Genomic DNA, 21,174 nt, shown 5'->3' on the forward strand with positions numbered 1-21,174 from the left:
TGCCACATGGCCGACGCGCCCGCGGACCCTCGCGAGCGAGACCGAGGAAGGTGGCGGAGGTCCCCGCTCGGCCGGCTGCGCTGACGCAGCGCATAGCGCCTCCACGGCACCCCGGTGATGTCGCGCCCGCCGAGTTCATGCCCGCGGTCCGCGCTGTCCGAAACGACCGCAATCTGCTGGTCGAAACTGAAAGTGCGAACCTCCGTGAAACCCAAAGTGATTCGCCCTGAGTTTCGTTCCTATCGTGACGTGCCCTGAGTTTCGTTCCGTCGTCTTGTGAGAATCAGGCGGGGATGGAATCGGTTTGCCGGCGGTCTTCGAAGGCCACCGGGCTGTCCCAGGATAGGGCGGAGTGGCGGCGGTTCCGGTTGTAGTAGATCTCGATGTACTCGAAGATCGCGTTGGCCAGTTCGAGCCGGGTGCGCCATTTCTTCCGGTTGAGGAGCTCGACTTGCATGGTGCCCCAGAAGGATTCGATCATCGCGTTGTCGTACCCGTCTCCGATCGTTCCCATTGATCCGACGAGCCCGGCGTCCCGGATTCGTGTAGTGAAGGCCCAGGATGTGAACTGCGTCCCGTGGTCGGAATGAATCACGGTCTGGCTGGGATTGCGTGCTTCAACGGCCATGTCGAGTGCATTGAGGACGAGGTTCGTCGTCTGGCGCATATCGATGGCCCAGCCGACGATCTTGCGCGAGTAGACGTCGATAACGCAGCAGCAGTAGATCTTCCCTTCGCGGGTGGGGTGCTCGGTGATGTCGGTGCACCACAGCTGGTCCGGAGCGGTCGCGGTGAAGTTCCGGTTGACCAGATCCTCGGTCGTCACGAGATGTTCGCGATTCACGTAGCGTCTACGGGTGCCGGCCAGTCCTCGCAGACCAATGCGTGCCATTACTCGGGCGACTTGATCCCGGCCGACGCGGATGCCCAGTCCGTGCACGAGCTCGGCGTGCACACGACGGGCTCCGTAGCAGCCCCGAGAGGCACGGTGAATGTTCGCGATCGTCTCTACGAGCATCTCGTGTCGAATCGCACGCTGGCTCATCGGCCTGTCGCGCCACGCTCGATATCCGCGGTCCGTGACGCGCAGCACCCGGCACGCGGTTGCGATGCTGATGCCCTGCCCGGTCAGGGCCGCGACGACCGGGAACCGCCTTTTGGGCGGATCCCCTCGTCGTTCAGCATCGACGCGGCAAGACGAGCGGCGGAGAGCTCTTCTTCCAGCTCCCGGATTCGACGGCGCGCATCGGCAAGCTCCGCGGCCAGCGTGCTGTCGATGCCAGGGATCTCGCCAGCATCGATGCGCTCCTGGCGGCGCCATCGGTAGATCGTCGCTGACGCGATTCCCAGCTCGGACGCCAACTCTCCAGCGTCGCGGCCGTCGTGAACAAGCGCGAGCACGCGCTCACGGAACTGGGGTGAGTACTGACGAGCCATGGACGTAAGGCCCTCTCTGACGGGGCCAGATTCTCATAACCGAGCGGAACGAAACTCAGTACACGTCACGATAGGAACGAAACTCAGGCCGATTCAGAGTCCGATCGGTCGCTCCTACCTGCCGCGCAGGGGGACCACGAAGGGACCAACAAAAACCCGTCGGAAGACATGACAAAGCCCTGATGAAAATGGCTTCTCATCAGGGCTTCAGACCGTCGGGATGACAGGATTTGAACCTGCGACCCCTTGACCCCCAGTCAAGTGCGCTACCAAGCTGCGCCACATCCCGGTCCGCTGCCCGCGAGCGGGCAACTCCCCTATCTTAGCCGCACCGATGCCGTGCCGCGAACCGCTCGGGCGGATGTCTCCGGCACCCGATAGCGTCGCAGCATGCCGTCGATCGAGATCCTCCCCGCCGACGCGTCGCGGTTCGATGACGCCCAGCACGCGCTCTCGGGCGGCGGCGACGGGCGCTCGTGTCAGTGCGGCTGGTGGACGATGCCGAACACCGATTGGCAGCGCACCTCGCCCGACGAGCGTCGCGAGCGCCTGCGCGACGAGCTACCAGAACCGGATGCCGCGTCCCCCGCGCCCGCTCTCATCGCCTATGTCGACGGCGAGGCGGCCGGGTGGGTGCGGGTCGGCCCGCGCACACGTCAAGTGCGCATCGGCCGCACGAAGAACCTGCAGCCGGTGGCCGATCCGGCGTGGGATGACCCGACCGTGTGGGCGGTGAGCTGTTTCGTGGTGCGCCGCGAGCACCGCGGGCTCGGCCTGAACGCGCGGCTTCTCGACGCGGCGATCGCGCACGCCCGCGACCACGGAGCCCGCCTGCTCGAGGGCTACCCTACCGACACGACCGTGGTCGAAAAGCGCGCGAACGAGCTCTTCAAGGGCGTGCTGTCGACGTTCCTCGCGGCCGGATTCACCGAGACCGGCCGCGCCACTCCCTCGGTGGTCGTCGTCGCCCGCGACCTCGCCTGACCGGTCCGCGACGACGTCAGCCCCCGCGCCAGCACGACCACCGGACCCCGCCGGCCGCTACCGTGAGAGCATGACCGACGCCGCTCAGCCCACCGTGATCCTCACGCGGTCGTGGTGGTGGGGTTTCGCGCTCTACGGCGTCGTCTCGCTCGTGCACATCAGCGCGCTCGCGATCGACGCCGACGCGCTCGCGACGCCGACGAAGCTCCTGCTCATGCCGCTCCTCGCGCTCGCGGTGCTGTGGGCTGCACGCAGCGGGGCACGCGGCATCCGATTCTCTCTGCTGTTCACCGCGCTCGCCCTCTCACTGCTCGGCGACGGCGCGGCCACGTTCTTCCCGTTCGCGCCCGAGCTGCCCGTCATGCTCGCCTGCTTCGGACTCGCCCACCTGCTCTACATCTGGCTGTTCTGGCGGCACCTCGCGGTGCGCCGCGTGCCCGCCTGGGCCGCGGTCTACGCCGTCTGGTACGTCGTGCTGCTCGCGATCCTCCTCCCCCATCTCGGCGCCCTCACCGCCGCCGTCGCGATCTACGGCGTCGTGCTCGGCGGCACCGCCGTCAGCGCGACCCGCGCGCATCCGCTCGTCGCTGTCGGCGCCGCGTTCTTCCTCTCGAGCGACACGATCCTCGCGCTGCGCCTCTTCCTGCCCGACGCGATGCCGCCCGTCACGAGCCCGCTCGTCATGGTCACCTACTGCCTCGGGCAGGGGCTCATCGCCGCCGGCGTGATCTTCTCGTCCACGACGAGGGCCGAACGATGACGGATGCCGCGGCCCCATCGGTGCGCATCGACTCCTGGCTGTGGGCGGTGCGGGTCTACAAGACCCGCTCGGCCGCGACGACGGCATGCCGTGCCGGGCATGTACGGGTGCGCGGCGATCATGCGAAGGCGTCGGTCGTCGTGCGCGCGGGCGATGAGGTGCGCGTGCGGGTCGCCGGCTTCGACCGTGTGCTCATCGTGCGTCGCACGATCTCGAAGCGCGTGGGTGCACCCGAGGCCGCCACCGCCTACGACGATCGCACCCCGCCGCCGCCGTCCCGCGAGTTCGCAGGAACGTTCGGCTTCCGAGACCGCGGCGCCGGACGCCCCACGAAGCGCGAGCGCCGCGACATCGACAAGCTGCGCGGGCGCGACTGACTCAGCGCGCGTCGAGCAGGTCGCGCAGCCAGCCGGCGCCGTGCACGCTCGCACCGGCCGACACGCTGCGCGCCGACAGTTCCCGGTCGCTCGTGACGACCGTCACCGCGTGACCGCCCTCAGCATGCGCGGCGGCCTGGGCGACGATCTCGTCATCGTCCGCAGCCGGAGCGACGACGATGCGCACCCCGTCCGGAACGTCGACGGATGCCGCAGCCCCCGCCTGCCCCTCCAGCACCACGACGATCTCGGGGTACCAGCGCGACTCGGGCAGCCGCAGCACGTCACCCGCGATCCCGCGCGCCGCGAGCGCACCGAGCCCGTCGATCAGACGGGCGGCGGCACCGGCGCGGTCGCGCCACCAGCCGTCGGGCACACTGCCGACGACATTCGCCGCGTCGACCACGATCACCGGACGCACGGTCAGCAGCTCACGCAGGCGCACCCACGACGAGGCGAACCCCGGGTGCAGCGGGAGGTCGGTGACATCCGCCACCGGCACCCAGGCCAGCTCGACGCTCTCGGGGTCGCTGATCACCGGGTCGAAAGGGTTGGTGACGTCGGCGACGACGGTCGTGTACGTCCAGATGTCGAGGTCGAGCACGCTCACGAGCCGGGGGCGCACCGCGCCCGCGGGGACACCGGCCTCCTCGGCCGCCTCGCGCATCGCGCCGTCGACGGCGGACTCGCCCTGATGGCGCGCACCGCCCGGCAGCGCCCACGTGCCGCCGAAGTGGCTCCACGACACGCGATGCTGCAGCAGCACCCCGCGTCCGGGGTCGAGCGCGAGGAGCCCCGCGGCGCCGAACGCGCCCCAGTACCGCTCCCCCGTCGGCGCGACGACCCAGGCGTCGCCCGGATCGCGCGGCCCGAGCGGCCGCCGCGGCTCACCGGCGGCGGGCTGTTCGAGGGTCATCCCCTCAGCCTCGCACACCCGCGGCATCCGCGGCCCCGGTGCTACCTCTTGCGACGCTCGCGCACCCGCATGTTCACGACGACGGGCGTGCCCTCGAAGCCGTACAGCTCGCGCAGGCGGCGCTGGATGAACCGGCGGTAGCCCGGGTCGAGGAATCCGGTCGTGAACAGCACGAATGTCGGCGGGCGCGTCGACGCCTGGGTGCCGAACAGGATCCGCGGCTGCTTGCCGCCGCGTACGGGGTGCGGGTGCTCGGCGACGAGCTCCGACAGGAAGGCGTTGAACTTCCCGGTCGGGATGCGCTGATCCCACGACTCCAGCGCCGTCTCGAGCGCGGGCACGAGCTTGTCGAGGTGGCGCCCGGTGCGCGCCGAGATGTTCACGCGCGGCGCCCAGGCGACGTGCGCGAGGTCCTGTTCGATCTCCCGCTCGAGATAGCGCCGACGGTCGATGTTCTCGTACTCGATCGTGGTGAGCACGTCCCACTTATTGTAGGCGAGCACGAGCGCGCGGCCCGACTCGAGCACCATGTCGATGATGCGCACGTCCTGCTCGCTGATGGGCTCCGAGACGTCGAGCACGACGACGGCGACCTCCGCCTTCTCCAGCGCCGACGCGGTGCGCAGCGACGCGTAGAAGTCGGCGCCCTGCTGCAGGTGCACGCGACGGCGGATGCCGGCGGTGTCGACGAAGCGCCACAGCTTGCCGCCGAGCTCCACGATCTCATCGACCGGGTCGCGAGTGGTGCCGGCGAGGTCGTTCACGACCACGCGCTCGGCGCCGGCCGCCTTGTTCAGCAGCGACGACTTGCCGACGTTCGGCCGCCCGAGGATCGCCACGCGGCGCGGGCCGCCGATCTCGTGCGAGGCGACGGCCGAGACATCCGGCAGCACCTTCACCAGCTCGTCGAGGAGGTCCGCGACGCCACGGCCGTGGATGGCCGACACCGGGCGGGGCTCGCCGAGCCCGAGGTTCCACAGGGCCGCGGCCTCGGGCTCCTGCCGGGCGTCATCGATCTTGTTCGCGACGAGCAGCACCGGCTTGCCGCTGCGGCGCAGCAGCTTCACGACCTGCTCGTCGGTCGAGGTCGCCCCGACGATCGCGTCGACCACGAACAGCACGACGTCGGCCAGCTCGATCGCGATCTCGGCCTGCTGCGCGACGGAACGGTCGATGCCGCGCGCGTCGGGCTCCCACCCGCCGGTGTCGACGAGGGAGAAGCGACGCTCCATCCACTCGGCCTTGTACGTCACGCGGTCACGGGTCACGCCCGGCACATCCTCGACGACCGCCTCACGGCGCCCCAGGATGCGGTTCACGAGCGCCGACTTGCCGACGTTCGGGCGCCCCACGATCGCCACGACCGGCAGCGCCGGCAGGTACTCGTTGCCGTGCTCGTCGGTGAAGACGGCACCGAGCAGCTCGGTGTCGTCGTCATCGAGGTCGTACTCCTCGAGCGATGCGCGCAGCGTCGCCGCGCGCTGGTCGGCGAGTGCATCGTCGATGCCCGCCAGCTTCTCGGCGAGGCCGTCCGGCCCGCCTTCGTACTCGTCGTCAGACGACATCGTGCACCTCCTGTGCCGCGCCGGTCTCCTCGGCGATCACCGCGAGCACCGCGTCGACGGTGCCCTCGAAGTCGAGGTGGGTCGAGTCCACGACCCGCACCCCGTCCGCCGCGTCCATGAACTCGACGACGGCCGAGTCGGCGGCATCCCGTCGCTCGATGGATGCCGCGACCACCGCGACATCCGCCCCCTCGGTCTCCGCCGTGCGCCGGGCGGCCCGCACGGCCGGGTCGGCCGTCAGCAGCACCCGCGCCTCGGCGTCGGGGAACACGATCGTGGTGATGTCGCGCCCCTCGACGACGACTCCCGGGCGTCCCGCGCCCGCGACGAGCGCGCGGAAGAGGCCGGTGAGCCCGCGGCGCACGGCCGGCACGCGGGCGACGCCGCTGACCGCCTCGGTGACCCGCGACGTGCGGATCGCCTCGGTCACATCGGTGCCGGCGACCGACACACGGGCCTCGGCGGGATCGAGTGAGATCCACAGGTCGAAATCGCCCGAGGCGTCGACGACGGCCGATGCGTCGGACGTGTCGACGGCGTGGGCCAGGGCGTGCCAGGCCAGCGCCCGGTAGACGGCGCCGGTGTCGAGGTAGCCGTAACCGAGGCGCGACGCGACGGCGCGCGACACGCTCGACTTGCCGCTGCCGGCCGGGCCGTCGACGGCCACGACCCGCACGAGGCCGGGACGGGTGAGCGATTCGGTCATGAGGGGAGGCTCGCAATCTTCCAGCCGCGGGCCTCGAGACCGTCGACCGCGGGGTGCACGGCACCCGGCACGACGCTGATCTCGGCGAGGCCGAACTGGGCTCCGGGGGAATGCTCGAGGCGCAGGTCCTCGACGTTGACGCCGAGCTCGCCGAGCTCGCCGAACAGGCGGCCCAGCTGACCCGGGGTGTCGTCGACCATGACGACGAAGCTCTCGAAACGGCGGTTCTGACCGTGCTTGCCGGGCAGACGCTCGACGCCCTCGTTGCCGCGGCGGATCGTCTCGGCGACCTCGCGCCGCGCCCCGGGCGCCTCGGGCGCGCGCAGCGCCTCGGCGACGTCGGCGAGGTCGGCGGCGAGCGCGTCGAGCACCTCGACGACCGGCGCCGCGTTCGCCCCGAGGATCTGCACCCACAGCTCGGGGGCGGATGCCGCGATCCGCGTGGTGTCGCGCACCCCCTGCCCGGCGAGGGACAGCGATGCGGCACTGGCATCGGTGAAGCGCGCGGCGAGCAGGCTCGCGACCAGCTGCGGCACATGGGAGACGAGCGCGACCGAGCGGTCGTGCTCCTCCGGACCCATCTCGACGGGCGTCGCCCCGAGGTCGAGAGCGAGCCCTTCGACGACGGCGAGGTCGGCGGCGCTGGTCTCCGCGTCGCGGCAGACGACCCACGGGCGTCCGATGAAGATGTCGGCGCGGGCCGCGATCGCTCCCCCGCGCTCGCGCCCGGCGAGCGGGTGGGAGCCGATGTAGCGCGCGAGGTCGACCCCGCGGCGGCGCAGCTCGACGAGCGGCTCGAGCTTGACGCTCGCGACATCCGTCACGACCGCCTGCGGGTGCGCGACCAGCTCACGCTCGATCACATCCGCGGTGACATCCGGCGGCACCGCCACGACGACGAGCGACGGGCGGTCGTCGGCGGTGGCAGAGCGCCCCGCACCGTAGTCGACGGCGAGCTGCAGCTGCGCGCGCGAGGTGTCGTCGAGGATGACCTCGACCCCCAGCGCCCGCAGGGCGTGGCCGATGCTCGCACCGAGCAGGCCGGCGCCGACGACGCGCACCGGACCCTGAGTGCGTACGGCGACGCGCGGGCGCGCGGACACGGCGGCGGGATCGGTCATCGGAGCTCCGGAGAATCTTCGGGCGCGGGATCGGCGCCCTGGCGCGCGAGGGTGAGCAGCGCGCCCCTCTCCACTGTAGTCAACTCGCGGGCCCGACCCACCGGGAGGCTTCCCAGGTGGAGCGGTCCGAACTGGCGGCGCACCAGCTCGATGACCGGATGCCCCACCTCGGCCATCATGCGCCGCACGATGCGGTTGCGCCCTGAGTGAAGGGTGAGCTCCACCAGGGACGAGGCACCGTGCCCGCCACGGGACGCGTCGAGCAGGCGGGCCTTGTCGGCGACGATCTCGCCGTCCTCCAGCTGCACGCCGCGGGTGAGCCGCGCGATCGTCTGCGGACTGACGGTGCCCACGACCTTCGCGATGTAGACCTTCGTGACCCCGAACGAGGGGTGCGCAAGGACGTGTGCGAGGCCGCCGTCGTTCGTGAGCACGAGCAGGCCGCTCGTGTCCTGGTCGAGCCGGCCGACGTTGTAGAGGCGCTCGTCCCAGTCGGCGGTGTAGCGGCGCAGGTCGGGGCGGCCCTTCTCGTCGCGCATCGTCGAGACGACGCCGACCGGCTTGTTCAGCACCACGTACCGCTTCGACTGGTCGAGCTGCACCGCGGTGCCGTCGACGTCGACCAGGTCGACCTCCGGGTCGATGCGGCTGCCGAGCTCCGTGACGACGACCCCGTTCACGCGCACGCGGCCGCTCGCGATCAGCTCTTCGCAGACACGGCGCGACGCGACGCCCGCGTGGGCGAGCACCTTCTGCAGACGCACGCCCGCGGCATCCGTCTGCTCATCGGCGCCGCTCACCGGAACGCCTCGTCGAAGCCGCGCGAACCGTCGTCAAGCAGGGGTGAAATGTGCGGGAGGTCGTCGAGCGAGTTGATGCCGAGGTGCTCGAGCAGCGCGTCGGAGGTGCCGTACAGGATCGCGCCGGTCTCGGCGTCCTGTCCGACCTCGGTGATGAGTCCGCGGGAGACGAGCGTGCGCACGACGGAGTCGACGTTCACTGCGCGGATCTGCGCGACCTGGCCGCGGGTCACCGGCTGCTTGTAGGCGATGACCGCAAGGGTCTCGAGCGCGGCCTGCGACAGGCGCGACGGCGCCTGCCCGCCGAGGAACTCGGCCACGAGCGGGTCGTAGTCCTCGCGCACGTAGAGGCGCCAGCCGCCGCCGACCTCCCGCAGCTCGAACCCGCGACGCGGGCCGTCGGACTCGCCGTCGTAGTCGGCGACGAGCGCCTGCAGGGCGGCGCGCGCGGCCGCGACCGGCGCGTTCACCGCCGCCGCGAGGCTCACCAGGCTGTGGGGCTCGTCGATCATCAGCAGGATCGCCTCGAGACGCCGGGCCACCGAGCCGACATCCTGCGGCCAGCGCACCGGGTCGGCCGACACGAGGCCGTCGGCCGCGGGGGCGGCGACGTCGTCGGATGTCTCGTCAACGGTCATAGTCGGCTCCCAAACTCGCCAGCGTCTCGTCGCTCCACCGGTCGGCGCTCCATCGGAGCGTCAGCTCCCCCAGGGGCTCCAGCTGTTCGAACGACAGCGCCGCATGGCGGTAGAGCTCGAGGATCGACAGGAAGCGCGCGACCACGATACCGGGCTGCGCGACGCCGGCGACGAGCTCGCGGAACGACAGCGTGCCCGCCGAGCGCAGCAGCGTCACCACGATCGCGGCCTGCTCGCGGATGCTCACGAGCGGCGCGTGCAGGTGGTCGAGCCCGACCTCGGGGATCGCGCGGGGAGCGAACGCGAGCATGGCGAGCGCCGCGAAGTCGTCGGGCGTGAGCGTCCAGACGAGCTCCGGCACCGTGCGGCGGAACTTCTCGTCGAGGCGCGCGGCCCGCGTGTGGCGCCGGTCCTCGCGCTCGAGCGAGCGCGCGAACCACGCGGAGACCTCCTTGAAGGCGCGGTACTGCAGCAGCCGCGCGAACAGCAGGTCGCGCGCCTCGAGCAGCGCGACCGATTCCGCGTCGATCAGCTCGCCCTGCGGCAGGAGGCCGGCGACCTTCATGTCGAGCAGCGTCGCGGCCACGACGAGGAACTCCGACGCCTGCTCCATCTCCTCGTCGGGGTCGAGCTCGCGCAGGTACGCGATGAACTCGTCGGTGACCGCGCTCAGCGACACCTCGGTGATGTCGAGCTCCCGCCGGGAGATCAGGGTGAGCAGCAGATCGAACGGGCCGTCGAAGACGCCGAGGGACACGCGAAAACCGGATGCCGCGGCATCCGCGTCGCCCGACGGAGCATCGGCCGAGGCGGTTTCCGCGCTCGCGGAGTCGTGCACGGGGTGCGACGCCGCGACGGCGTCGGCGGACGCGAGGGGGTCGACGACGTCGGGTGCTGCCGCCTCGTCAGGCGACGGCGCCACGGGACACCAGCTCCCGCGCAAGACGGAGGTAGGCCTGCGCGGCCGCGTGCTCGGGGGCGAACTCGGTGATGGGCTGGCCGGCGACGGTCGCGTCGGGGAACTTCACCGTGCGGCCGATGACCGTCTCGAGCACGTCATCGCCGAACGCGTCGACGACCCGCTCGAGCACCTCGCGCGAGTGCAGCGTGCGCGGGTCGTACATCGTGGCGACGACACCGTCGAGGCGGATCGTCGGGTTCAGACGGTCGCGCACCTTGTCGATCGTCTCGATGAGCAGGGCGACGCCGCGCAGCGCGAAGAACTCGCACTCCAGCGGAATGACCACGCCGTGGCTCGCGGTGAGCGCGTTGACAGTCAGCAGACCGAGCGAGGGCTGGCAGTCGATGAGGATGACGTCGTACTCGGGGGCGAGCTTGCGCAGCACCCGCGAGAGGATCGTCTCGCGGGCGACCTCGTTGACGAGGTGCACCTCCGCCGCCGACAGGTCGATGTTCGCCGGCAGCACGTCGAGACCCTCGACGCCGGTGTGCACGACGACCTCATGCGGGTCGCGCTTGGTGTCCAGCAGCAGGTCGTAGACGGTGGGCACGTCGTGCGTGGTGATGCCGAGGCCGGCCGACAGCGCGCCCTGCGGGTCGAAGTCGACGGCGAGCACCTTGCGCCCGTAGGAGGCGAGCGAGGCGGCCAGGTTGATCGCGGTCGTCGTCTTGCCGACGCCGCCCTTCTGATTGCACAGCGAGATGATGCGGGCCGGCCCGTGCGACGCGAGCGGCGCGGGCGTCGGGAAGCCGCGGTAGGGGCGTCCGGTCGGCCCGATCGGGGTGTCCTCCGCTGTCGTCGGAGATGCCTTGCCCCCTGCTGCTCTGCTGGCCACCGTGCTCCTTCTTGCGGATCGTTCGGTCGATTCTAGCGACGAGCAGAGCGGATGCCGCGGCTACCGCGCGCGCGGATGCGAAGACGCGTAGACCTCCCGCAGCGTGTCGACGCTCACGTGCGTGTAGATCTGGGTGGTGCTGACGGAGGCGTGTCCGAGCAGCTCCTGCACGACGCGCACGTCCGCCCCGCCCTGCAGCAGGTGGGTCGCGAAGGAGTGCCGCAGCGTGTGCGGGGACACGTTGGCGTCGAGGCCGGCGCGCTCCGCGGCATCCTGGATCACGAGCCACGCGCTCTGCCGTGACAGCGGGGCACCGCGCACCCCGAGGAAGAGGCGCGCACTCGCCCGCCCGCGGCGGGCGAGTGCGGGTCGCACCCGCGTGAGGTAGGCCGCGAGCGCCTCGCGCGCGTACGAGCCGAGCGGCACGATGCGCTCCTTCGACCCCTTGCCGCGCACGCGCACGATCTCGGTGTCGATGACGTCGTCGACATCGAGGGAGACCGCCTCCGACACGCGCGCTCCGGTGGCGTACAGCAGCTCGAGCAGCGCGCGGTCGCGCAGCTGCACCGCGCTCGCCTCGTGCTGCGCGCCCGGGGCGGGACCGGCGCCGTCGAGGAGCCGGTCGACCTGGTCGATCGTGAGCGCCTTCGGCAGGCGCTTCGGCAGCTTCGGCGCGACGAGCCGCGTCGTCGGGTCGACCTCGGTCCATCCCTCGCGCAGCGCGAAGCGGTGCAGTCCCCGCACCGACGACTGCAGGCGCGCGAGACTGGATGCCGCGGGCCGCGGCTCGCCCGAGGCGACCTCGGCGAGGAACGCGTCGACATCGTTCGCCGTGAGCGCCGCGACATCCGTCACGTCGCGCGTCTCGAGCCACGCCAGGTAGCGCGTGAGGTCGCGGCGGTACGCGGCGAGGCTGTGCGGCGACAGCCCGCGTTCGATCGTGAGGTGGCGCAGGTACCGGTCGAGGACGCGCTCGGGGGTCACGGTCGCGCCGCTCCGGTCACGCCTCGCGGCGCAGGCGCTCGGCGGCGGCGAGCGCGCCGGCGGTCAGGATGCCGTTGCGGATGCGCCCCTCGAGCACCGCGTCGACGACGTCGCCGATCGCGATCCACTCCACGCGGATGTCGCGCTCCTCCTCCTCGCGCGCGAACGCCGTCGTGGTCGCCGACAGTCCGCGGGCGAGGAAGACGTGCACGATCTCGTCGTTGCCGCCGGGCGTCGTGTAGATGCTCACGAGCGGTTCCCAGCGGGATGCCTCGAGGTCGGCCTCCTCGGCGAGCTCGCGCCGCGCGGCGGTCGCGGGGTCCTCCCCCACGATGTCGAGCAGGCCCGCGGGGATCTCCCAGTCGCGTCGACGGATCGGGTGCCGGTACTGCTGGATCAGCAGCATCCGTCCCTCATCGTCGACCGCGACGATCGCGACGGCGCCGGTGTGATCGACGTACTGCCGCACGATCTCGCCGTCGCCGTAGCGCACGGTGTCGCTGCGCACGTCCCACACCTTGCCGGCGAAGACGAGTTCGGAGGCGACGACCTCGACGTCGACGGGCTCGTCGGCGAGGCCGCGCGGGTCAGTCGTGTTCGACATCGAAGAGCTCGCTCGCACGACGACGGTCGAGCGACGCGCCCACGAGGCCGCGGAAGAGCGGATGCGGCGTGGTCGGCCGCGAGCGCAGCTCGGGGTGCGCCTGGGTGGCGATGTAGAACGGGTGCACGTCGCGCGGCAGCTCGACGTACTCGACGAGGTTGCGGTCGGGCGAGAGGCCCGAGAACACGAGGCCCGCCTCGGAGAGCTGGTCGCGGTAGGCGTTGTTGACCTCGTAGCGGTGACGGTGTCGCTCGGACACGCGCTGTGCGCCGTAGAGCTCCGCCGCGAGCGATCCCTCGCGCAGCTGCGCCGGGTAGAGGCCGAGACGCATCGTGCCGCCGAGGTCGCCGTGGTCGATGATGTCGACCTGCTCGGCCATCGTCGCGATGACGGGGAACTCGGTGTCGGGGTCGAACTCGCTCGACGAGGCGCCCGGCAGGCCGGCCTTGTTGCGGGCGTACTCGACGACCATGCACTGCAGGCCGAGGCACAGGCCGAGCGCGGGGATGCCCTGCTCGCGGGCGAAGCGCAGCGCACCGAGCTTGCCCTCGATGCCACGGATGCCGAAGCCGCCCGGCACCACGATGCCGTCGACGGCGGCGAGCGCCTTCTCGGCGCCCTCGGGGGTCTCGCAGAGGTCGGACGGGATCCACACTACGTTGACGTGCGTCTCGTGGGCGAAGCCGCCGGCTTTGAGGGCCTCCGTCACCGACAGGTAGGCGTCGGGCAGGTCGATGTACTTGCCGACGAGCCCGATCGTGACCTCGTGCTTCGGGTTGTGCACCGCCTGCAGCACCTTGCTCCACCGGCTCCAGTCGACGTCGGCCGCGGTGTCGAGGCGCAGCGCGCTGACGATGTAGTCGTCAAGTCCCTGGTCGTGCAGCATCGTCGGGATGTCGTAGATGCTCGGCACGTCGACGGCGTTGACGACCGCACCCTCGTCGACGTCGCACATGAGCGCGATCTTGCGCTTGTTCGACTCGGTGACGGGGCGGTCGCTGCGCAGCACGAGCGCATCGGGCTGGATGCCGATCGAACGGAGGGCCGCGACCGAGTGCTGCGTCGGCTTCGTCTTCTGCTCGCCGGACGCACCCATGAACGGCACGAGCGACACGTGCACGAAGAACACGTTCGCGCGGCCGAGCTCGTGACGGATCTGACGCGCCGACTCGATGAACGGCTGCGACTCGATGTCGCCGACCGTGCCGCCGATCTCGGTGATGATGACGTCGGGGCGCGGGTCCTCGCTCGCCTGCAGGCGCATGCGGCGCTTGATCTCGTCGGTGATGTGCGGGATGACCTGCACGGTGTCGCCGAGGTACTCGCCGCGGCGCTCGCGGGCGATGACCTGCGAGTAGATCTGGCCGGTGGTGACGTTCGCGGCCTGGCTGAGCTCGATGTCGAGGAAGCGCTCATAGTGGCCGATGTCGAGGTCGGTCTCGGCGCCGTCGTCGGTCACGAAGACCTCGCCGTGCTGGAACGGGTTCATCGTGCCCGGATCGACGTTCAGATACGGGTCGAGCTTCTGCATGACGACTCGGAGTCCGCGCGCGGTCAGCAGGTTTCCGAGGCTGGCGGCGGTCAGCCCCTTCCCCAACGACGAAACGACACCACCGGTGACGAAGATGTGCTTGGTGGTGCCGTTAGGGGTTCCGTGGGGGGCTGACTCAGTCGTATGCATCACGGGCTTTCATCCTATCAGCGGGTCGGGGGTGCGAGGTCCAGCAACTCGCGGGCGTGGCTCAGCGCCGACGCCGAGTCCGAGAGCCCCGACAGCAGCCGGGCCATCTCGGCCTCGCGCTCGGCGCCGTCGAGCCGGCGCACGCTCGAGGACGTCACCGAACCGTCGCTGGCCTTGACGACGGTGAGATGGTTGCCGGCGAAGGCGGCCACCTGCGCGAGGTGGGTGACGACGATCACCTGGGATGTCTCGGCGAGCCGGTGCAGCCGGCGACCGACCTCGATCGCCGCAGCGCCTCCGATGCCCGCATCGATCTCGTCGAACACGAAGGTCGGCACCGGGTCGGTGGAGGCGATGACGACCTCGATCGCGAGCATCACCCGGCTGAGCTCGCCGCCCGAGGCGCTGCGTGCGACAGCGCGCGGCTCGGCGCCGGGGTGGGGCGCCAGCAGGATCGCCACCTCGTCGCGACCCGACGACGAGTCCGCGGTCGCGCTGACCGAGATCGTGACGGTGGCATCGGGAAGCGCAAGGGCGTGCAGCTCGTCGGTGACGACCGCCGCGAGAGCGGATGCCGCCTGCTCCCGCGCCTCCGTGAGAGCGGATGCCGCGGCATCGAGGTCTGCGGCCGCGACAGCGCGCTCGGCGTGGAGGGCGTCGACCCGCTCGGGGTCGTCGTCGAGGTCGAGCAGACGCAGCGCGCCCGTGCGGGCGAGCTCCAGGGCGGCGTCGAGGGAGCCGTGGGCGCGCACGAGCGCGCCCAGCGCGGCCCGCCGCTCCTCGAGCGCGGCGAGCTCCTGCGGACCCGACTCGTCGAGGTCGGCGAGGTAGGCGGCGAGGGCGGCCGCGGCATCCGTCGCCCGGTATCCGAGCTCGGTGACCTGTGCGGCGATCTCTGCGAGCGCGGCGTCGTTGTCGGCGGCGCGTTCCAGCGCGTGCCGCGCCTCGCCGAGCAGGCCGATCACGTCGGGGAGATCGTCGTCGCGGGAGAGCGCATCGTGCGCCTGGGTCGCGGCGGCGCGCAGGTCTTCGGCGTGCGCGAGGCGTTCTGCTCGCGCAGCGACGTCGACGTCCTCCCCCGGCTGGGGATCGACGGCCTCGATCGCCGCGAGGTCGGCGCGCAGCGTCGCCGCCTCGCGCGACCGGGCTTCGCCGTCGCCCTCCACCTCGGACAGCACACGGTCGAGTTCGCGCACCCGGGCGTAGGCGGCGCGGTAGGCCTCGAGAGCCGCGGTGATCGTCGCCCCGCCGAACCTGTCGAGGGCGTCGCGCTGGGCGGCGGCCGAGCGCAGACGCAGCTGGTCGGACTGCCCGTGCACGACGACGAGGTGCTCCGCGAGCTCGGACAGCACCCCGACCGGGGCGCTGCGCCCGCCGACGTAGGCACGACTGCGCCCCTCCGCGCTGAGCGAGCGACCGAGCAGCAGTTCGGCGCGGCCGTCGCCGAGGTCGTCGAGGTCGCCGCCGGCGTCGGCGACGCGCTCGGCGACGGCACCGGTCGTCGGAACGATCCAGACGCCGTCGACGCTCGCCGCGGATGCCCCGGCGCGCACCGCGCCCGAGTCGGCGCGGGCACCGAGCACGAGTCCGAGGCCGGTGACCACCATGGTCTTGCCGGCGCCGGTCTCTCCCGTGATCGCGGTGAAGCCGGGACCGATGGGCAGCACGGCGTCGTCGATGACGCCGAGGCCCTGCAGGTGCAACTGCTCGATCACGCGTCGTCGCTCTCGTCCCGGGCCCCGCCGATGATCGGGTGGGTGCCGGTCGACAGCTCGTCGGGCCCGCGCCAACCGTCCACCGGCAGATGGAACTTGCGCACCAGCCGGTCGGTGAAGGCGGGCGCGTGCAGACGCGCGAGACGCACCGGCTCGGGAGAACGGCGCACCACCACGCGCGCACCGGGAGGCAGCTCATGCGAGCGACGACCGTCGGCCCAGAGGATGCCGACCCCGTCGGTGCGCGCGAGCACCTCGACCGCGACGGCCGCCTCGGGTCCCACGACGAGCGGCTTCGCGAACAGGGCGTGGGCCGACAGCGGTACGACGGCGAGCGCCTCGACGGACGGCCAGATGACGGGACCGCCGGCCGAGAAGTTGTAGGCGGTCGACCCGGTCGGGGTGGACACGACGACCCCGTCGCATCCGAAGCTCGACAGCGGACGCCCGTCGATCTCGATGACGACCTCGAGCATGCGCTCGCGGCTCGCCTTCTCGACGGTCGCCTCGTTCAGCGCCCAGGTCTCGTAGACGACCTCGCCGCGGCCGTTCTTCACCCGCACCGACACGGTCAGGCGCTCCTCCACGCGGTACTCCCGCGAGATGACGCGCGCGACGGCTTCATCCAGGTCGTCGCGCTCGCTCTCGGCGAGGAACCCGACATGACCGAGGTTGATGCCGAGGATCGGCACCGCCGCGCCGCGCACGAGCTCGGCCGCACGCAGGATCGTGCCGTCGCCGCCGAGCACCACCGCGATCTCGACCCCGTCGACCGGCACCTCGATGCCGAGACGCGGAAGGTTCGCGGCGGCGGGCAGCACTTCGCCGAGCTCTTCCCGGTCGTCACGCGCGAGCACGGGCGATGCACCGGCATCGAGCAAGGCGCGGATGACGCGTTCCGCCGCATCGACCGTCGCCGCACGACGGGCGTGGGCCACCACCAGGATGTAGCGTTCCTCGCTCATCGCCCTCCCGTCATGCCGTGAACCGCCTCGCTCCATTCTGTCGGAAGCGTCCCGCCGCCCGGCCGCAGGTGCACGAGATATTCGCGATTCCCGTGCGTTCCGGCGATCGGGGAGGAGACGACGCCGGCGGTGCCGAGGCCCAGATCCCAGGCGGCCCACAGCACGCCGTTGACGGCGTCCTCCCTCAGCGCGGGGTCGGTCACGAGACCTCCCGTGACGGCGGTGCGGCCGACTTCGAACTGCGGCTTCACGAGCAGCACGATGTGGGCATCGGATGCCGCCACCTCCGCGACCGCGGGAAGCACGAGGCCGAGCGAGATGAATGACAGATCGCCGACGACGACGTCCGGAGCGGCATCCTCACCGGTCGCCCCGGCGAGCGCGGCACGGGTCATGAATCGCACGTTGAAGCCCTCGACCGCCGTCACTCCGGGGTCGCGCGCGATCTCGGGGGCGAGCTGGCCGTGGCCGACGTCGACGGCGAGCACGCGCCGCGCGCCGCGCTCACGCAGTACCTGCGTGAATCCGCCGGTCGAGGCGCCCATGTCGAGCGCGAGGCGCCCGGTGACGTCGATCACGAAGGCGTCGAGCGCCGCGATGAGCTTGTGCGCACCCCGGCTGACGTAGTGATCGGATGCCGCCACGTCGAGGTGCGCATCGTCGCTCACCGTGGTCGAGGCTTTCACCACCGGCGTGCCGTCGACGGTGACGAGCCCGTCGGCGATGAGCGCCGCCGCGTGCGTGCGGGATCGGGCGAGTCCGCGGCGGGCGAGTTCGGCGTCGAGGCGCCCGGCCATCAGGCCCCGGGCGCGGCGTCGAGCCGGCGGGTGAGGTCGTCGAGCACGTGCTGGTAGCCGGCGGCGCGCGCGGCGAGCGGCTGCTGCTCGATCACCTCGAGCTCGCCGACGAGGTCGGGGCGGGCGTCGGAAGGCTCGGGCGCGGCGGTCGACATGCCCCCAGGATACGTGTCGGCACAGCGCACCGGCGGGCTCCCGCGCCCGTGGCGCGAACGACCGGCGTGGCCGCCTCAGCTCACGCGGAACGGATCTGCGTACAGCTCCTCCGGCACACGGAACCCGAAGATCGCGCGCCCGCTCCCCCAGATCGCGGCCGCTCCGGCCCGCAGCAGGTCGATCGGCTCGTCGCCCGCGGAGATCACGCGCAGATCGACACCGTCGATCGCGACCTTCGCCTTCCCGACAGTCGTCACGTCCCCGGAGGTGATCGTCTCGGGGTAGGGCGCCGTCAGGTCGCGGAGGTCGCGGAGGATGAACGTCGGACGCGAGTTCTCGGGCGCGGCGAGCACGTGCTTGGGTCGGTCGATCCCGGTGAGCACCAGCGCCGACGCGATGTCAGCGGCTTGGGCGCCCGCGATGTCGGTGTCGAGTCGGTCGCCGATGAAGAGCGGATGCTGCGCCCCGAAGCGTGCGACGGCCTCGTGGAAGATCGGCGCCTCCGGCTTTCCGGCGACGACCGCGAGCCGGCCGACGGCCGTGTGCACCGCCGAGACCAGCGTGCCGTTGCCCGGCGCGATGCCGCGGCCCTGCGGGATCGTCCAGTCGGTGTTAGTCGCGATCCAGGGGATCCCGCCCTCCTCCTCCGGCGTCGCGAGGGCATAGGCGGCTTCGGCGAGATCCTTCCAGCCGACCTCGGGAGCGAAGCCCTGCACGACGGCTGCGGGCGCATCGTCGGCGCTGCGGGTGACGGCGAATCCGGCCTTCTCGACCTCGGTGACGAGCCCATCGCCGCCGATCACGAGGATGCGCGACCCCGCGGGCACGCGCGCGGTGAGCAGCCGCATCGCGGCCTGCGGGCTCGTGACGATGTCGGTCGGCTGCACGCCGGCCAGGCCCAGCTCGCGCAGGTGGGCGGCGACGGTGGCGTCGGTGCGCGACGCATTGTTGGTGATGAAGCCGAGGCGGCGGCCCGAGGCCGCGGCCGCGTTGAGGCTCTCGACGGCGTGCGGAATCGCCCGCGGCCCGGCGTACACCACACCGTCGAGGTCGGCGAGCACCGCATCCACCCCGTCGAGGGGGGCGGATGCCGCGGCCTTCCGCCCGAAGATCATCGCGCGTCCTCGTCGTCAGAGGAGTCGGCGACCTTCTCGTCGTCCGCGTCCGCTGCGACGTCGTCCACGGGCTGGGCAGGCGCGCGCAGAGCGTCATCCGCCTCATCGCCGACGAGCTCGTCGTCCGCCTCATCGATCTCGGATTCGGCCGGCGCACGCAGCTCGTCGCGCGCCTCGTCCTCGCTCTCGTCGAGAGTCTCGTGCTCGTCGGCGTCACGATCCTCCACGTGCGCCGAGTCTTCGACGCTCTCGACGGTGTCGTGGGCGTCCTCGTCCTCATCATCGTCGTCCGAGATGACGATGAGCTCCTCGTCCTCGCCGAACCCATTGGCCTGGTCGATCGCGTCCGCCGCGATCTCGGCACGGCGGTACCACTCGGATGCCTCGGCCTCACGGCCGAGCTCCTCGAGCACTCCGGCCCGCGCCGCGAACAGCGCGGGGCTGTACGAGAACGCACGGTCAGGGTCGAGCTCGGGAATGTCCAGCTCGGTCAGTGCCCGATCGGCTTGTCCAAGGTCGAGGCGGGCACCGGAGAGGGCGATCGCCAGTTCTACGCGCTGCTCGGCATCGAGAGTCGAGACATCGACCGCCCGACCCTCCTCGAGCGCACGGTCAGGCCGGCCGATACCCCGCTCGCTGTCGACGATCAGGGCGATCGAGTCGTCACGACCGGAGATACGGCGATAGGTCCGCAGCTCGCGCAGGGCGAGCGCGAACTCGCCACGCGCGTACGCGGTGATGCCGGCGGTCTGCCGCACGATCGCGATACGCCCGGCGCGCCGCACGGCGGCCTGAGCGTGCGCGTCCGCTCGTTCGGGGTCCTCGTCGATCAGGCGGCTCGCCATCACGAGATGGCGGGCGACCTCCTCAGCGTTCTCCTTGCTGAGGGTCTTCAGCTCGTTGCGGGCGCGGCCGTCGAGGTCACGTCCGGTGACGTCCTCGGGAACGAACGGCTCGACAGGGCGGTCAGCGCGGGCGTCCTGCGGCGGGCGCGAGGCACGACGATCGGATGCCCCGTCCCCCCGGTAGCCTCCGCGCTCCGCACCCCGATCAGCACCCCGGTCCGCACCGCGATATTCGCGGCGATCCGCTCCACGATCCGTCGAGCCGCGTACTCCGCCGCGATATCCGCCACCCTCGGCGTTGCGTTCAAACGGACGGTAACCGCCGCGATCCGCCGCACGATCGTGCGAGCCGCGGTACCCACCACGATCTCCGCCACGATCGGGCCCGCCTCGGTAGCCGCCGCGATCCGCCCCACGATCCGACGCACCGCGGTACCCGCCGCCCGAAGGCGCGCCGCCCACGCGGCCGCTGTCGCCACCCCGTGCGGATGCACCGCGATAGCCACCCTGTCCGTCCTGGGAGCGCGGAGGCCGCGAACCGCCGAACCCATTCCGACGCTCACCGCCGTTGTACGCACGAGAATCGCGTTCTCCACCGGAACCGCGAGGGGATGAGGTGCCCCCGGCCGCGCGGAAGCCGCCCTGATCCGCCGCCCGATCTCCCGAACGGTACGGCCTGTCTCCCCGGGGGGAACGATCATCGTTGCTCGGCCGACCGCCGGAGCGATACGGACGATCGCCGCCATCACGGCGCGGACGATCTGCGCCGTTACGACGGGGGCGGTCACCGTCATACGAGCGGGGCCGTCCCGACGACCCGCCGGGAGAGCGTTCTTGCCCGTCACGGCGCGGGCGGCCGCTGAAGGCGTCGTCTGAGCGAGCCGGGCGCGCACGATTGTCGTCTGAACGACCCGTCCCTGACGCGCCTGACCGATACGCGCCACCTGAAGGGCGGCCCGTACGATCTCCGGAACCACGACGGGGTCCGTTCTGACGTCGATCGCTCGCGCGGCGCTGCTCATCATCTGAGCCAGAACGCTCGCCACGTGTCTCGTCGGCCATCGGCCCTCCTTCAGAATGTCCCGGAAAACAGAAATGGCCACCCAGCACTGGGTGGCCATTTCTCGAAAGAAGTCCGGCGGTGTCCTACTCTCCCACAGGGTCGCCCCTGCAGTACCATCGGCGCTGAGAGGCTTAGCTTCCGGGTTCGGA

Annotated in this window: 20 protein-coding genes, 1 tRNA gene, 1 rRNA gene and 1 pseudogene; 3 read left to right on the plus strand and 20 right to left on the minus strand. The window is 71.5% G+C overall.

What is annotated here, in order from left to right; genetic code table 11:
• Positions 1-283 precede the first annotated feature (283 nt).
• Together BGO15_RS14525 and BGO15_RS14530 are read right to left on the minus strand one after the other, a co-directional pair.
• Positions 284-1,437: pseudogene (locus BGO15_RS14525) on the minus strand (IS3 family transposase).
• 215 nt (positions 1,438-1,652) lie between these two features.
• A tRNA-Pro gene (locus BGO15_RS14530) sits at positions 1,653-1,726 on the minus strand.
• A 101-nt stretch (positions 1,727-1,827) separates the two neighbouring features.
• Between BGO15_RS14530 and BGO15_RS14535 the strand changes: the two genes are divergently transcribed.
• From BGO15_RS14535 to BGO15_RS14545, 3 genes are all read left to right on the plus strand, one after another.
• A complete protein-coding gene (locus BGO15_RS14535) occupies positions 1,828-2,421 on the plus strand; it encodes a GNAT family N-acetyltransferase (RefSeq protein ID WP_045247669.1) in 594 nt (197 codons plus the stop codon).
• A 70-nt stretch (positions 2,422-2,491) separates the two neighbouring features.
• On the plus strand, positions 2,492-3,181 hold the full coding sequence (locus BGO15_RS14540; RefSeq protein ID WP_045247668.1) for a lysoplasmalogenase family protein: 690 nt from the start codon (positions 2,492-2,494) through the stop codon (positions 3,179-3,181).
• Positions 3,178-3,558 (plus strand): RNA-binding S4 domain-containing protein, encoded by a 381-nt coding sequence (locus BGO15_RS14545; RefSeq protein ID WP_045247667.1) that lies wholly within the window; start codon positions 3,178-3,180, stop codon positions 3,556-3,558. Before BGO15_RS14540 ends, BGO15_RS14545 begins: the two co-directional genes overlap by 4 nt.
• 1 nt (position 3,559) lies before the next feature.
• Here BGO15_RS14545 and BGO15_RS14550 read toward each other — a convergent pair whose 3' ends face one another.
• The 18 genes from BGO15_RS14550 to rrf form a co-directional block, all read right to left on the minus strand.
• Complete coding sequence (locus BGO15_RS14550; RefSeq protein WP_045247666.1) at positions 3,560-4,474, minus strand: NUDIX domain-containing protein; 915 nt, start codon at positions 4,472-4,474, stop codon at positions 3,560-3,562.
• Between the two features lie 41 nt (positions 4,475-4,515).
• A complete protein-coding gene (gene der / locus BGO15_RS14555) occupies positions 4,516-6,039 on the minus strand; it encodes a ribosome biogenesis GTPase Der (RefSeq protein WP_045247665.1) in 1,524 nt (507 codons plus the stop codon).
• Positions 6,029-6,745 carry a (d)CMP kinase gene (gene cmk / locus BGO15_RS14560; RefSeq protein ID WP_045247664.1) on the minus strand — a complete coding sequence of 239 codons (717 nt, stop codon included), beginning with the start codon at positions 6,743-6,745 and terminating at the stop codon, positions 6,029-6,031. The genes der and cmk overlap by 11 nt, the downstream gene beginning before the upstream one ends.
• Positions 6,742-7,866, minus strand: a complete 1,125-nt coding sequence (locus BGO15_RS14565; protein ID WP_045247663.1) for a prephenate dehydrogenase — start codon at positions 7,864-7,866, stop codon at positions 6,742-6,744. The genes cmk and BGO15_RS14565 overlap by 4 nt, the downstream gene beginning before the upstream one ends.
• On the minus strand, positions 7,863-8,666 hold the full coding sequence (locus BGO15_RS14570) for a pseudouridine synthase (protein WP_045247662.1): 804 nt from the start codon (positions 8,664-8,666) through the stop codon (positions 7,863-7,865). Before BGO15_RS14570 ends, BGO15_RS14565 begins: the two co-directional genes overlap by 4 nt.
• Positions 8,663-9,304: an SMC-Scp complex subunit ScpB gene (gene scpB, locus BGO15_RS14575; protein WP_045247661.1), complete on the minus strand. Its 642-nt coding sequence runs from the start codon at positions 9,302-9,304 to the stop codon at positions 8,663-8,665. The genes BGO15_RS14570 and scpB overlap by 4 nt, the downstream gene beginning before the upstream one ends.
• Entirely contained in the window at positions 9,294-10,226 is a 933-nt protein-coding gene (locus BGO15_RS14580; RefSeq protein ID WP_082483201.1) for a segregation and condensation protein A, read from the minus strand. The genes scpB and BGO15_RS14580 overlap by 11 nt, the downstream gene beginning before the upstream one ends.
• Complete coding sequence (locus tag BGO15_RS14585) at positions 10,210-11,100, minus strand: ParA family protein (protein WP_056209278.1); 891 nt, start codon at positions 11,098-11,100, stop codon at positions 10,210-10,212. The genes BGO15_RS14580 and BGO15_RS14585 overlap by 17 nt, the downstream gene beginning before the upstream one ends.
• A gap of 60 nt (positions 11,101-11,160) precedes the next feature.
• Positions 11,161-12,084, minus strand: coding sequence for a site-specific tyrosine recombinase XerD (gene xerD, locus BGO15_RS14590; RefSeq protein ID WP_056209281.1), 924 nt, complete (start codon positions 12,082-12,084; stop codon positions 11,161-11,163).
• 16 nt (positions 12,085-12,100) lie between these two features.
• Entirely contained in the window at positions 12,101-12,688 is a 588-nt protein-coding gene (locus BGO15_RS14595; protein WP_056209284.1) for an NUDIX domain-containing protein, read from the minus strand.
• Positions 12,672-14,369 carry a CTP synthase gene (gene pyrG / locus BGO15_RS14600; protein WP_056209549.1) on the minus strand — a complete coding sequence of 566 codons (1,698 nt, stop codon included), beginning with the start codon at positions 14,367-14,369 and terminating at the stop codon, positions 12,672-12,674. The genes BGO15_RS14595 and pyrG overlap by 17 nt, the downstream gene beginning before the upstream one ends.
• Positions 14,370-14,386: 17 nt before the next feature.
• Entirely contained in the window at positions 14,387-16,084 is a 1,698-nt protein-coding gene (recN, locus tag BGO15_RS14605) for a DNA repair protein RecN (RefSeq protein ID WP_056519460.1), read from the minus strand.
• On the minus strand, positions 16,081-17,049 hold the full coding sequence (locus BGO15_RS14610; RefSeq protein WP_056209286.1) for an NAD kinase: 969 nt from the start codon (positions 17,047-17,049) through the stop codon (positions 16,081-16,083). Before BGO15_RS14610 ends, recN begins: the two co-directional genes overlap by 4 nt.
• Positions 17,046-17,846, minus strand: a complete 801-nt coding sequence (locus BGO15_RS14615; RefSeq protein ID WP_056519463.1) for a TlyA family RNA methyltransferase — start codon at positions 17,844-17,846, stop codon at positions 17,046-17,048. The genes BGO15_RS14610 and BGO15_RS14615 overlap by 4 nt, the downstream gene beginning before the upstream one ends.
• Positions 17,846-18,001, minus strand: coding sequence for a hypothetical protein (locus BGO15_RS14620; RefSeq protein ID WP_171006108.1), 156 nt, complete (start codon positions 17,999-18,001; stop codon positions 17,846-17,848). The genes BGO15_RS14615 and BGO15_RS14620 overlap by 1 nt, the downstream gene beginning before the upstream one ends.
• 75 nt (positions 18,002-18,076) lie before the next feature.
• Positions 18,077-19,117 (minus strand): HAD-IIA family hydrolase, encoded by a 1,041-nt coding sequence (locus BGO15_RS14625; RefSeq protein WP_056209289.1) that lies wholly within the window; start codon positions 19,115-19,117, stop codon positions 18,077-18,079.
• Entirely contained in the window at positions 19,114-19,962 is an 849-nt protein-coding gene (locus tag BGO15_RS14630) for a tetratricopeptide repeat protein (RefSeq protein ID WP_056209292.1), read from the minus strand. The genes BGO15_RS14625 and BGO15_RS14630 overlap by 4 nt, the downstream gene beginning before the upstream one ends.
• Positions 19,963-21,095: 1,133 nt before the next feature.
• Positions 21,096-21,174 (minus strand): 5S ribosomal RNA (rrf, locus tag BGO15_RS14635); the annotation flags it as partial.

Source organism: Microbacterium sp. 71-23, from assembly GCF_001897265.1.
Lineage (GTDB): Bacteria > Actinomycetota > Actinomycetes > Actinomycetales > Microbacteriaceae > Microbacterium > Microbacterium ginsengisoli.